Below are 11,758 nucleotides of genomic sequence, written 5' to 3' on the forward strand. Positions count from 1 at the left end.
CGGGGCGCTCGCGCGTCGGACATCCGGTGGGGATGGCACGGGATTGCCAGCGCGTCCACGCCTGCTGAATACCAGACAGGGAAAATGGGCTACAGGCGGCACATCGCGCTGGCGACGCGACGGAAATCCACGTGGCGGCGGGCCACGAGGCGGACTTCGGTCGCTGCTGACATGGTGATCAGCCTGCCATGCGTCCAGGGGGTGGTCCACAGTCATCCGCATGCTGGGACGTCCCTGGTCCTGCTTGCGTTTCCGCAGGCCGGCTGGCACATCCGCGGTGGTGGCGCATTGACCGGACATTTGCGCGCGGTCACACCGGGTCGGAATGTACGGTCCTTTGCCGGATGAGACGATGAATAGGTGCCTTCCGTGCTTCCCGATGGTGATCCGGCGCCCTCCGACGGGGCGTTGCCTGTTAGCGCGCTCACATCGGCGGTGAACCGTTCATTCGGGATTTATGTCCACGTCCCGTTCTGCGCGACGCGCTGCGGCTACTGCGATTTCAACACCTACACCCCCGGGGAGCTGGGCGGCTCGGCGTCGCCGTCGTCGTGGCTGGCGGCGGTGGGGCAGGAGTTGGAGCTGGCCGCCCGGGTGCTGCCGGCGGCCCCGCGGGCGTCCACGGTGTTCGTCGGCGGGGGCACGCCCTCGCTGCTGGGCGCCTCGGGGCTGGCGTCGGTGCTCGACCTCGTGCGCTCGACGGTCGGGCTGGCCGACGGCGCGGAGGTGACGACGGAGGCCAACCCGGAGTCGACGTCACCGGAGTTCTTCGCCGAGCTGCGGGCGGCGGGCTACACCCGGGTGTCGCTGGGCATGCAGTCGGCCGCGGCGCACGTGCTGCGGGTGCTCGACCGCAACCACACGCCCGGCCGGGCGGTCGCCGCGGCCCAGGAGGCGCGGGCGGCGGGCTTCGAGCACGTCAACCTGGACTTGATCTACGGCACGCCGGGGGAGTCCGCCGACGACCTCGCCCGCTCCCTCGACGCGGTGCTGGCGGCGGGCGTCGACCACGTCTCGGCCTACGCGCTGATCGTGGAGGACGGCACGGCCCTGGCCCGCCGGATCCGCCGCGGCGAGCTGCCCATGCCCGACGACGACGTCCTCGCCGACCGCTACGAGCAGGTCGACGCGGCGCTGTCGGCGGCCGGGCTGTCCTGGTACGAGGTGTCGAACTGGGCGGCCACCCCCGCGGCCCGCTGCCACCACAACCTCATCTACTGGCGCGGCGACAACTGGTGGGGCGTCGGCCCCGGCGCGCACAGCCACGTCGGCGGGGTGCGCTGGTGGAACGTCAAGCACCCGGCCCGCTACGCCGCCGCCCTGGCCGACGGCGCGTCCCCCGCTGCGGCCCGCGAGATCCTCTCCGACGACGACCGCCGGGTGGAGCGGGTGCTGCTGGAGCTGCGGCTGGCCGAGGGGCTGCCGGTCGAGGTCCTGGACGACGCGGGCCGCGAGGAAGCGGTCCAAGCCGCCGCCGACGGCCTCCTGGAGCGGGCTGCCCTGGACGCGGGCCGCTGCGTGCTGACCCCGGCAGGCCGCCTGCTGGCCGACGCCGTGGTCCGCAGGCTCACCTAGCGGGTCCGGCCCCCAGGCCTGCGAGCATGCGGCCGATCACCTCGCTGTACTCCGCGCGCAGGCGCGGCTGGTCGGCCGGGTCGGCCTGGGCCAGGGCCTGCCCCGCGGTGCCGAGCGCGGTGAAGCACAGGTTCGCCGCGGTCTCCTGCGGCAGCGGGTCCAGCAGCCCCGCGTCGACCAGTTCGGCCAGGATCTCCCGGATGTGGGCGTAGGCGTACTTCTTCTCCGCCTCCTGCCACACCTGCCAGCCCAGCGCGATCGGGCCCTCCAGCCAGACGATGCGGCTGTAGACCGGGTCCAAGCACTGGTCGAGGAACGCCTCCATCGCCGCCAGCGCGCCCGCCCACGGGTCCGCCGCGGTGGTCCGCGCCTGGTGTATCCGGCGGGAGCAACCCACCTCTTGTTCATCGAGCACGGCCGCGAAGAGGGCTTTCTTGCTCGCGAAGTGGTGGTAGACCGCGCCGCGGGTAGCCGCGATGTCGGTGGCCACGTCTTCCAGGCCCGTGCCCGCGAAGCCCGCCGTGGCGAACCGCCGGGTGGCCGCGTCGAGGATCGCGGCGCGCGTCGCGTCGGAATATTCCTCGCGGCGGCTCCTGGGGGCGGGCATAGCGGGTACAGTAGCCACATACGCAGTGTATGTAACCAACGCCGAGTAGGTGCTTATGACCGAAATGCTCCTCTTCAACCCGTTCATGCCGGGCTTCACCGACGACCCGTACCCGCACTACCGCGAGCTGCGCGACGCCGCCCCCGCCCAAGAGCACCCGCTCGGCTTCTGGTTCATCTCCCGCCACGACGACGTGGCCGACCTGCTGCGGGCGAACCTGTCGGTCGAGCAGCGCCACCTCACCCCGCACCCGACCCGCGACGCCCTGCGCGGCAGCGACGACTCCCACCTGCGCGGCGGCGGGTTATCCATGCTCGACCGCGACCCGCCGGACCACACCCGGCTGCGCAGACTCGTGTCGAAGGTGTTCACCCCGCGCGCCATCGAGGGCCTGCGCCCGCGCATCACCGCGCTGGTCGACGAAGCCCTCGACCGGCTCGACGGCGGCGGCGACCTGGTGAGCGAGCTGGCCTTCCCGCTGCCGTTCACCGTCATCAACGAGATGCTCGGCATGCACGTCGCCGACGCCGAGCGGGCCCGCGAGCTGACCGGCACGCTCGTGCGCTCCCTGGAGCCGATCACCGACACCGACGTGGTCCGCCGCATCCGCGAGGCCGACGCCGAGCTGTCGGAGCTGTGCCGGGCGGCCATCGCCGCCAAGCGCGCCGACCCGGGCGACGACCTGCTCACCGCCCTCATCCGCGCCGAGGAGGGCGGCGACGTCCTCAACGACGACGAGCTCGTCGCGCAGGTCGTGCTGCTCTACGTCGCGGGCCACGAGACCACGGTCAACCTGATCTCCAACGGCGTGGTCGCCCTGCTGCGCCACCCCGACCAGCTCGCCGCGCTGCAGGCCAACCCCGACCTCATCGGCAACGCCGTCGAGGAGTTCCTGCGCTACGACAGCCCGGTGCAGTCCACCAGGCGGGTCACCACCGCGCCGGTCGCGGTCGCGGGCCAGGAGATCCCCGCGGGCAGCTTCCTCATCCTCGCCCAGGCCTCGGCCAACCGCGACGAGCGCTTCTGGGGGCCCGACGCCGACGTCCTGCGGCTGGACCGCCGCGACGCCCGCCTGCACGTCTCCTTCGGCGCGGGCCCGCACCACTGCCTCGGCGCCGCGCTGGCCAGGCTGGAGGCCCAGGTCGCCATCGGCAGGCTGGTCGCCCGCTACCCGAAGCTCGCCCAGGCGGGCGAGATCGAGTGGAACGGCCGCATCAACCTGCGCGGCGCGGCCCGCGTCCCGATCTCGGTCTAGCGGCGCGGGGGCGGATAGGGACCTACGGCCCCTATCCGCCCCCGCGCGTATTTCCCGCGGCCGCCCCCGCCTCCTGGTTGTCATCCCAGCGAGAGGCGGTAGCGCATGAACGGCGATTTCACCGGCGACGGCCGCGCCGAGGTCCCCATCACCAGCCCCTGGGGCCTCGGCGTCCTGGAGCTGTCCGGCAGCACGCTCACCTCCCCGGTCATGGCCCCCAACGGCACCCGGTTCGGCGGCTGGCTGCTCAACACCGCGGACAACCGCTTCGAGGTCCAGGCCGACCTCGACGGCGACGGCAAGCAGGAGATCCTGGTGTCGAGCCCGTGGGGCATCGGCGTGCTCAAACGCGAGGGCGGGACCTTCACCTCGATCCTCATGGCCCAGAACGGAACCCGGTTCGGCGGGTGGCTGCTGAACACCGCGGACAACCGCTTCGGGCCGGTCGGCGACTTCGACGGCGACGGCCGCCAGGAGGTGCTGATCACCAGCCCGTGGGGGATCGGCATCCTCAAGCTCACCGGCAGCACGTTCAGCGTGCTCATGATGGCCCCCAACGGCACGCGCTTCGGCGAGTGGCTGCTCAACACCGCCGACAACCGCTTCGGCCCGGTCGGCGACTTCGGCCGCAACGGCCGCGACGAGCTCCTCGTCACCAGCCCGTGGGGCCTGGGCGTGCTGGAGCTGTCCGGCGGCACGCTCACCTCCCCGGTCATGGCCCCCAACGGCACCCGGTTCGGCGGCTGGCTGCTCAACACCGCCGACAACCACTTCGGCAACGTCGGCGACTTCGACGGCGACGGCACGCCCGAGGTCGTGGTCACCAGCCCGTGGGGCATCGGCATCCTGGGGCGCACCGGGGGCGCCTTCGCCCCGAAGATGATGGCCCCCAACGGCACGCGGTTCGGCGGGTGGCTGCTCAACACCGCGGACAACCGCTTCGGCCCGGTCGCCGACTTCGACGGCGACGGCCGCCAGGAGATCCTGGTGGCCAGCCCGTGGGGACTGGGCATCCTCGAACTGGCGGGCGGCACGCTCGCCGCCCCGATGATGCAGCCCAACGGCACCCGGTTCGGCGGCTGGCTGCTCAACACCGCCGACAACCGCTTCGACATGGTGGGCGACTTCGACCGCGACGGGCGGGCCGAGATCGTCGTGACCAGCCCGTGGGGCATCGGCGTGCTCAAGCAGACCGGCGGCACCTGCACGTCGCTGATGCTCGCCGCCAACGGCACGCGGCTGGGCGGCTGGCTGCTCGACACCGCCGTCAACCACGTCGGGATCGGCACCGAGGTCGTCCGCGTGCACGTCAAGATCCTCACCGACCCGACCATCCCCATCGACCAGATGCTGACCGCGATGCAGCAGGTCTACGAGGCCGTCGGCATCCGCGTGCACCGGGTCAGCACCGAGTGGCTGACCGCGCCCGCCCTCAACGACCTCGACGTCGGCCGCTGCGTGCGCGGGGAGACCACCGCCGAGCAGAACGCGCTCTTCGCCAACCGCAACGGCGTCGCCCCCGGGGACGTGGTCGTGTACTTCGTGCGCTCCACCGTCCCGCCGACCAACGGCTGCGCCGCCCACCCGGCGGGCCAGCCCAGCGCCGCCGTCGTCCAGGGCGCCACCCGCTGGACGCTGGCCCACGAGGTCGGCCACGTGCTCGGCCTCAACCACGTCGCCGACAACAACCGGCTGATGACCGGCGGCGGCACCGCCAACATCACCAACCCCCCGCCCGACCTCATCCCGATGGAAGTCATCGAGATGAAGGACAGCACCCTCACCCACGCCGAATAGGAGCCGGACATGGTCACCATGCGGGACGTGCGCAGCCGCCTCGACGCCGAGGAGGTCGACTACCAGGAGGCCGCCGCGCTCGGTACCGAGGCGCTGCCGCTCCTGGCCGAGCTGGCCGCAGGCGAGGACTCGATGCTCGCCTCCAAAGCCGTCTACCTGGCCAGCGTGATCGGCGGCGAGGGCTCGGCGGCCATCGTCGCCGACGCCGCCGAGCGGGGCGACCCGATCCTGCGCGTCGCGGCCGCCGCCGCCCTGCGCAACCTGCCGGTGGGCGACTTCGAGCGCGTCGGCGACACCCTGCTCGACGACAGCGACCCGGGCGTGCGCAAGGTCGCCATCGGCTCGGTCGCCGCGGCCGACTCGCCCGCGCTGATCGCCAAGGTGCGCCGCGCCGCCGAAGCCGACCCGCAGGACTACGTGCGCGAGACCGCCGCGCGCCTCCTGCCGCCCAACCAGTAGGCCATGAGCCCCGCCGGGAGGAACATGACCACCCCGTAGACGGCGGCGGGCACGGCCATCGTGGCGTTGCCCAGCAGCGACGGCGACAGCGCGATCGTGATGGCCAGCGTCGAGTTGTGCACCCCCACCTCGAACGACGAGGCGATCGCCTGCCTCGGCTCGACCCGCGCGAGCCGGGGCACGGCGTAGCCCAGGGCCAGGCTGAGCACCACCAGCAGCAGCGACACCAGCCCGACCGAGCGCAGGTAGTCCACGAGGTTGTCCCGCTCGGCCACCATCGCCCCGACGATGACGGCCACCAGCACCGCGATGGAGGCGATCTTCACCGGCCGGGCCATCCGGTCGGCGAAGTCCGGCCACCGCCTGCGCACCGCCATCCCGACCGCCACCGGCACCAGCACGATGGCGAACACCTGGAGCATCTTCGCCGGTTGCAGGCCGATGGTCGTGTCGTCGTCCAGGAAGCCCGCGATCGACAGGTTGACCACGATCGGCAGCGTCACGACCGCGAGCACCGAGTTGATCGCCGTCAGGGTGATGTTCAGCGCGACGTCGCCGCCCGCCAGGTGGCTGAAGATGTTGGCCGTCGTCCCGCCGGGGGAGGCGGCCAGCAGCATCATGCCGACGGCCAGCAGCGGTTCGAGGTCGAAGGCCAGCACCAGGCCCAGGCACACCGCGGGCAGCACCAGGATTTGGGTGGCCAGCGCCAGCAGCGCCGCCTTGGGCACCCTGGCCACGCGCGTGAAGTCCGCCACGGTCAGGTGCAGGCCGAGGCCGAGCATGACGATCGCCAGCGCGATCGGCAGGAACACCGTGGTCAGCGTGGATGAGGCTTCCATGGCGGGCTCCTTCACCGGGGGGCTGCAAGATTCGGACAACGGCGACGAGGTGCGCAAGGGGCCGCAGGCGGCAATGTCGCAACGGTGATCCGAGCACCGAGCAACCACCAAGGGTCCGACGCTCCGTAAACTTGAGCCGGGAGCCGCAGGTTTGAGCCGAGGAGGTGGCCATGAGCAGCGCGGACGAGCGCCGGTTCGAGGTGTTGCGCGCCATCGTCGCCGACTACGTGCGCGACAACGAGCCGGTCGCGTCCAAGGCGATCGTCGAGCGGCACAACCTCGGCGTGTCCAGCGCGACGGTGCGCAACGACATGGCCGCGCTGGAGGAGGAGGGCTACATCACCCAGCCCCACACCAGCGCGGGCCGCATCCCCACGGACAAGGGCTACCGCCTCTTCGTCGACCGGCTCAGCGAGATCAAGCCGCTGTCGGTGGCCGAGCGGCGGGCCATCCGCACCTTCCTCGCGGGCGCCATCGACCTCGACGACGTGATGCGCCGCAGCGTGCGGCTGCTGGCCCAGCTCACCCGCCAGGTCGCGGTGATCCAGTACCCGACGCTGACCACCTCCACGGTGCGCCACGTCGAGGTCGTCGGGATCACCCCGGCCCGGCTGATGCTGGTGCTGATCACCGACACCGGCCGCGTCGACCAGCGCGTGGTCGACCTCGGCGACATCGTCACCGACGAGGCCGTCGCCCGGCTGCGGACCATGCTCAACACCGCGCTGACCGGCAGGCGCCTGACCGACGCCGCGGCCAAGGTCGCCGAGCTGCCCGACTCCGCGCCGCCCGAGCTGCGCGACCACGTCGTCAAGATCAGCACCGTGCTGGTCGAGTCGCTGGTCGAGCACCCCGAGGAGCGCTTGGTCCTCGGCGGCACCGCCAACCTCACCCGCAACGCGACCGACTTCCCCAACTCGCTGCGGCAGGTGCTGGAGGCGCTGGAGGAGCAGGTCGTCGTGCTCAAGCTGCTGGCCGCGGCGGGCGACTCGCGCACGATCACGGTGCGCATCGGCGAGGAGAACGAGGCCGAGGAGATGCGCAGCACCTCCGTGGTGTCCATCGGCTACGGCAGGCTCGGCGGCGACCACCTCGGCGGGCTCGGCGTGGTCGGCCCGACGCGCATGGACTACCCGACGAACATCGCCGCGGTGCGCGCGGTGGCGAATTACGTGGGAGAGATCCTCAGCCAGTAGGCGGGGGGAAGTTGTCGAGGGAGCCCTGGGCCGACCCGGGGCAGGAGGAACACGTGGCGAGGGACTACTACGGCACCCTGGGTGTTCGGCCGGACGCGAGCGCCGACGAGATCAAGCGCGCCTACCGCAAGCTCGCCCGCGAGCTGCACCCGGACGTCAACCCCGACGAGGCCGCGCAGCAGCGGTTCCGCGAGGTGACCGCGTGCTACGAGGTCCTGTCCGACCCGCAGAAGCGCAAGATCGTCGACATGGGCGGCGACCCGCTGTCCAACGGCGGCGGGGGCGGCGGGCGCGACCCGTTCGGCGGGTTCGGCCTCGGCGACATCATGGACGCCTTCTTCGGCGCGGCCGCGGGCGGCGGGGGCGGGCGCGGCCCGCGCAGCCGCGTGCAGCCCGGCTCCGACGCGCTGCTGCGCATCGAGCTGACCCTGGAGGAGTGCAACACCGGCGTCAGCCGCGACATCACCGTCGACACCGCGATCCTCTGCGACACCTGCCGCGGCTCCGGCTGCGCGGCGGGCACCAGCCCGACCACCTGCGACACCTGCCACGGGCGCGGCGAGGTCCAGTCGGTGCAGCGCTCGTTCCTCGGCCAGGTCGTCACCGCCCGGGCGTGCCCGGTCTGCCGCGGCTTCGGCGAGGTCATCCCCGAGCCGTGCCCGCAGTGCGTCGGCGAGGGCCGGGTCCGCTCGCGGCGCACCATCACCGCCAAGATCCCGCCGGGCGTGGCCGACGGCATGCGCGTGCGGCTGTCCGGCCAGGGCGAGGTCGGCCCCGGCGGCGGCCCGGCGGGCGACCTCTACGTCGAGGTCCAGGAGCTGCCCCACCACACCTTCGAGCGCGCGGGCGCCGACCTGCACTGCACCCTGCGCGTGCCGATGACCACCGCGGCCCTGGGCGCAGCGCTCAAGCTGGAGACCCTCGACGGCCAGGTCGAGCTGGAGATCACCGCGGGCACCCAGGCGGGCACCGAGCTGGTCATGCCCGGCCGCGGCCTGCCCAGGCTGCGCTCCACCGGCCGCGTCGACGGCCGCGGCGACCTGCACGTGCACATCGAGGTCGAGGTCCCCACCCGGCTCGACGCCCGGCAGACCGAGCTGCTGCGCGAGCTCGCGGGCCTGCGCGGCGAGGAGGAGGGCACCCTCGCGGGCACCAACGGCCGCGGCGGCGGGCTGTTCTCCCGGCTGCGCTCCCGGCACCCGCGGTGAGCCTCGCGCTGTTCCTGGTCGACACCCTCCCCGCGGGCGGCGCTTTCACCCTCGACGGCCCGGAAGGCCGCCACGCCGCCGCCGTGCGCAGGCTGCGGCCGGGGGAGGAGCTGCTGGTCTCCGACGGCCGCGGCGCCGTGGCCCGCTGCTCGGTGACCGCGGCGGCCAAGGACGCGCTCGACCTGGCTGTCCTGGAGCGCTGGACCGAGCCCGAACCCGCCCCGCGCGTCGTCGTCGCCCAAGCCCTCGCCAAGGGCGACCGCGGCGAGCTGGCGGTCGAACTGGCGACTGAGGCGGGCGCCGACGAGATCATCCCCTGGCGCGCCCACCGCAGCATCGCCCGCTGGGACGACGGCCCCCGCGGCGACAAGGCCCTGTCCCGCTGGCGCTCCACGGCCCGCGAAGCCGCCAAGCAATCCCGCCGCGCCCGCCTCCCCGAGGTCACCGCCCCGGCAGACCTGCGCGCCCTGTCCCAGCGCGTGGGAGAGAGCGCCCTCTGCCTGGTCCTGGAAGCCGACCAGGCCACCGCGCTGTCCGCGGTCCCCTTGCCGACGGCGGGCGACATCCTCCTGGTGGTAGGCCCCGAAGGCGGCATCACCCCCACCGAACTCGACACCCTGACCAGCGCCGGAGCCATCCCCGTCCGCCTCGGCCCGACGATCCTGCGCACCTCCACCGCAGCCGCCGTCGCCCTGGGCGCCCTCGGCGCCCTGACACACCGCTGGCACTAACCCCGAACCCCACATCTCGCGGTGGCGCAACCCCCGCGACTCGGGCTACGCTTCTCCCACGGCTTCGGCCAAACGAACCAGTCGAGCCGCTCAGATCGACCGCCGGACACCTCCCCCCTCGGTCCGGCGGTGCCGCGCAGGGCGGAGGGGCGACCCCCAGGTCTCTCCGCCCGCGCGGGTCTTCCGCCTCCCCTTGCTCGGGCTTCGCCCTTCGCCGGGGAAGACCCGTCATCACATGTGGGGGCCGAGCCCCCACACCCCCACGGCGCGCCCCGTCCCGACCCGGGGTGAGGGCCATTCGGGTGATCCTTGGCCTTCGGCCAACGCCTCCCGCCAACGCCTCCGCGCCCCCGCCTCGCTCGCCCTGCCTACTCGCGCCTCCCGGGCTCCCGGCTCCCGCTCCAGGACGCCTGCGTTCGAGTGCGCGCGCCCTCACCCACGCCCACCCCCAGCGTCCGTGCTCGCACCCTGCACCCGCGCTCGGGCCTGCGCTCGCACCCTGTTCCTGCGCTCGGTGCCGCTTCCACTCCCCGCGCCCGCGCCCGCCCCCGCGTCTGCGCCCTCGCCCTCACCCGCGCCTGCGCCCGCGCTCGCGCTCGCGTCTGCGCTCGCGCCCGCGCTTGTGCTCGCGCCCGCGCCCGCCCCTGCGCTCGCGCTCGCGCCCGCGCTTGTGCTCGCGCCCGCCCCTGCGCTCGCGCCCGCGCCCGCGCTTGTGCTCGTGTCTGCGCCCTCGCCCTCGCCCGCGCTCGCGTCTGCGCCCGCGCCCACGCTTGTGCTCGCGCCCTCGCCCTCGCCCTCACCCGCGCCCTCACCCGCGCCCGCGCCCGCGCCTGCGCCCGCGCTCGTGCCCGCGCTTGTGCTCGCGTCTGCGCCCTCACCCGCGCCCGCGCCTGCGCCCGCGCTCGCGCCTCCACCTGCGCCCTCACTCGCGCTCGCGCCCTCACCCGCGCTCGCCCCTGCGACTGCACTCGCACTCGTGCTCGTGCTGGCGCTCGGCGTCGCTTTCGCTCCCCCGCTTCCGCGCTCGTTCCGCTCCTGCGCTCAGTTGCCGTTCCCGCTTCCTCCCGTTCCGCGTCCTCGTTCCCGCCCTTCGGTTCCCCGCTCGCTGCCCTTGCCCTGGCCCTCGCCGCCCAGTTCCGTCCCTGCTCCCGTTCCCGTTCCTCCTTCGCCCCGTCCCTCCTTCGCCCCTGCCCCCGTTCGCGCCACTTCCCGCCTCCACCGCCACCCTCGGTCCGTTCCTGCGCCCCTTCCCGATTCCAGTCCCGCTCCAGCCCCACTCCCGGTTCGCTGTGGTTCCGGTCCGGCTTCCGCTCTCGCTCGCGTCCGGCTCCGGTCCGGTCTTGGTCTTGGTGCGGTTCCGCTCCCGGGCCGGCCTCCGCGCCCGCGCCCGCGCCCGCGTCCGCTTCCGGTCTTGGTCTCGGGTCCGATCGCGTTCCTGCCCGCTGGACCGTCCTCGCTTCTTGTGTCCGTCTGCTTTGTCCCCGTCCCTCCCTGTCCTCGTTCCCGGTGCTCGCCACTCGTCCGCCGGCTGCCCACCCGGAGGCTCCCGGCCTCGCGTCGGCCGTGCCTTTCGCCACTCCCCAGTCCGGTCACTGCCTGGCCCGCGCCCACCTCCTGATCCCGGCCCCTCCTCCCCGCCCCGTGACCCGCTGCCGGCCAACCCCCCAACCCAGCCCCGCTCCCATGACCTTGAGAGGCGGCGTGGTGGATATGGTTTGGGGATGAGCGACTGTCTGTTCTGTCGGATTGTGGCTGGTGAGGTCCCGTCTCAGAAGGTGGTGGAGACGGAGACCGTCTACGCCTTCCGGGACATCAGCCCGCAGGCCCGCGTGCACGTTCTGGTGGTGCCCAAGACGCACCACGAGGACGCCGCTGCGCTGGCCGGGGACCCCGAGCTGCTGGCCGACGTGATTGCCGCCGGGGCGCAGGTCGCGGGGGTTGAGGGGGTGGCGGAGTCGGGGTATCGGTTCGTGTTCAACACCGGGGACGATGCCTGCCGGACGGTGTTCCACGCGCACATGCATGTGCTCGGGGGTGAGCAGCTCGGCGGGTTCGGGCGGTAGCCGGGGGTTTCTCCGGTGCGCTGCGGCC

Annotated in this window: 11 protein-coding genes; 8 read left to right on the top strand and 3 right to left on the bottom strand. The window is 73.3% G+C overall.

The window, feature by feature from the left end; genetic code table 11:
- Positions 1 to 89: 89 nt before the first annotated feature.
- Complete coding sequence (locus ACWEPX_RS14285; RefSeq protein ID WP_451897800.1) at positions 90 to 173, bottom strand: putative leader peptide; 84 nt, start codon at positions 171 to 173, stop codon at positions 90 to 92.
- A gap of 187 nt (positions 174 to 360) precedes the next feature.
- Here ACWEPX_RS14285 and hemW point away from each other — a divergent pair, with 187 nt between their 5' ends.
- Positions 361 to 1,575 carry a radical SAM family heme chaperone HemW gene (gene hemW / locus ACWEPX_RS14290; RefSeq protein WP_451897585.1) on the top strand — a complete coding sequence of 405 codons (1,215 nt, stop codon included), beginning with the start codon at positions 361 to 363 and terminating at the stop codon, positions 1,573 to 1,575.
- On the opposite strand, the gene ACWEPX_RS14295 is transcribed toward hemW, so the two are convergent.
- Positions 1,568 to 2,182, bottom strand: coding sequence for a TetR/AcrR family transcriptional regulator (locus ACWEPX_RS14295; RefSeq protein ID WP_451897586.1), 615 nt, complete (start codon positions 2,180 to 2,182; stop codon positions 1,568 to 1,570). The genes hemW and ACWEPX_RS14295 overlap by 8 nt on opposite strands.
- A gap of 55 nt (positions 2,183 to 2,237) precedes the next feature.
- Between ACWEPX_RS14295 and ACWEPX_RS14300 the strand changes: the two genes are divergently transcribed.
- The 3 genes from ACWEPX_RS14300 (at position 2,238) to ACWEPX_RS14310 (ending at position 5,693) form a co-directional block, all read left to right on the top strand.
- A complete protein-coding gene (locus ACWEPX_RS14300; protein WP_451897587.1) occupies positions 2,238 to 3,437 on the top strand; it encodes a cytochrome P450 in 1,200 nt (399 codons plus the stop codon).
- A 105-nt stretch (positions 3,438 to 3,542) separates the two neighbouring features.
- A complete protein-coding gene (locus ACWEPX_RS14305) occupies positions 3,543 to 5,234 on the top strand; it encodes an FG-GAP-like repeat-containing protein (protein ID WP_451897588.1) in 1,692 nt (563 codons plus the stop codon).
- Positions 5,235 to 5,243: 9 nt separating this feature from the next.
- Positions 5,244 to 5,693, top strand: coding sequence for a hypothetical protein (locus ACWEPX_RS14310; RefSeq protein WP_451897589.1), 450 nt, complete (start codon positions 5,244 to 5,246; stop codon positions 5,691 to 5,693).
- Here the strand turns inward: ACWEPX_RS14310 and ACWEPX_RS14315 are convergent.
- Positions 5,648 to 6,532: a bile acid:sodium symporter family protein gene (locus tag ACWEPX_RS14315; RefSeq protein ID WP_451897590.1), complete on the bottom strand. Its 885-nt coding sequence runs from the start codon at positions 6,530 to 6,532 to the stop codon at positions 5,648 to 5,650. The genes ACWEPX_RS14310 and ACWEPX_RS14315 overlap by 46 nt on opposite strands.
- Before the next feature lie 170 nt (positions 6,533 to 6,702).
- On the opposite strand from ACWEPX_RS14315, the gene hrcA reads away from it, so the two are divergent.
- The 4 genes from hrcA (at position 6,703) to ACWEPX_RS14335 (ending at position 11,730) form a co-directional block, all read left to right on the top strand.
- The gene (gene hrcA, locus ACWEPX_RS14320) at positions 6,703 to 7,728 is read left to right on the top strand and encodes a heat-inducible transcriptional repressor HrcA (RefSeq protein ID WP_451897591.1); all 1,026 of its coding nucleotides are present in this window, start codon (positions 6,703 to 6,705) and stop codon (positions 7,726 to 7,728) included.
- A 53-nt stretch (positions 7,729 to 7,781) separates the two neighbouring features.
- Positions 7,782 to 8,936, top strand: coding sequence for a molecular chaperone DnaJ (gene dnaJ, locus ACWEPX_RS14325; protein WP_451897592.1), 1,155 nt, complete (start codon positions 7,782 to 7,784; stop codon positions 8,934 to 8,936).
- A complete protein-coding gene (locus ACWEPX_RS14330) occupies positions 8,933 to 9,667 on the top strand; it encodes a 16S rRNA (uracil(1498)-N(3))-methyltransferase (RefSeq protein ID WP_451897593.1) in 735 nt (244 codons plus the stop codon). The genes dnaJ and ACWEPX_RS14330 overlap by 4 nt, the downstream gene beginning before the upstream one ends.
- Positions 9,668 to 11,388: 1,721 nt before the next feature.
- Complete coding sequence (locus ACWEPX_RS14335; protein WP_451897594.1) at positions 11,389 to 11,730, top strand: histidine triad nucleotide-binding protein; 342 nt, start codon at positions 11,389 to 11,391, stop codon at positions 11,728 to 11,730.
- The last annotated feature ends 28 nt before the right edge of the window (positions 11,731 to 11,758 follow it).

The sequence above is a fragment of the Actinokineospora sp. NPDC004072 genome, from assembly GCF_053604195.1.

What these genes read in the sequence shown, in the direction of transcription:
- ACWEPX_RS14285 (WP_451897800.1), bottom strand. Translation starts at nt 173, where the DNA reads ATGTCAGCAGCGACCGAAGTCCGCCTCGTGGCCCGCCGCCACGTGGAT.
- ACWEPX_RS14295 (WP_451897586.1), bottom strand. Translation starts at nt 2,182, where the DNA reads ATGCCCGCCCCCAGGAGCCGCCGCGAGGAATATTCCGACGCGACGCGC.
- ACWEPX_RS14300 (WP_451897587.1), top strand. Translation starts at nt 2,238, where the DNA reads ATGACCGAAATGCTCCTCTTCAACCCGTTCATGCCGGGCTTCACCGAC.
- ACWEPX_RS14305 (WP_451897588.1), top strand. Translation starts at nt 3,543, where the DNA reads ATGAACGGCGATTTCACCGGCGACGGCCGCGCCGAGGTCCCCATCACC.
- ACWEPX_RS14310 (WP_451897589.1), top strand. Translation starts at nt 5,244, where the DNA reads ATGGTCACCATGCGGGACGTGCGCAGCCGCCTCGACGCCGAGGAGGTC.
- ACWEPX_RS14315 (WP_451897590.1), bottom strand. Translation starts at nt 6,532, where the DNA reads ATGGAAGCCTCATCCACGCTGACCACGGTGTTCCTGCCGATCGCGCTG.
- hrcA (WP_451897591.1), top strand. Translation starts at nt 6,703, where the DNA reads ATGAGCAGCGCGGACGAGCGCCGGTTCGAGGTGTTGCGCGCCATCGTC.
- ACWEPX_RS14335 (WP_451897594.1), top strand. Translation starts at nt 11,389, where the DNA reads ATGAGCGACTGTCTGTTCTGTCGGATTGTGGCTGGTGAGGTCCCGTCT.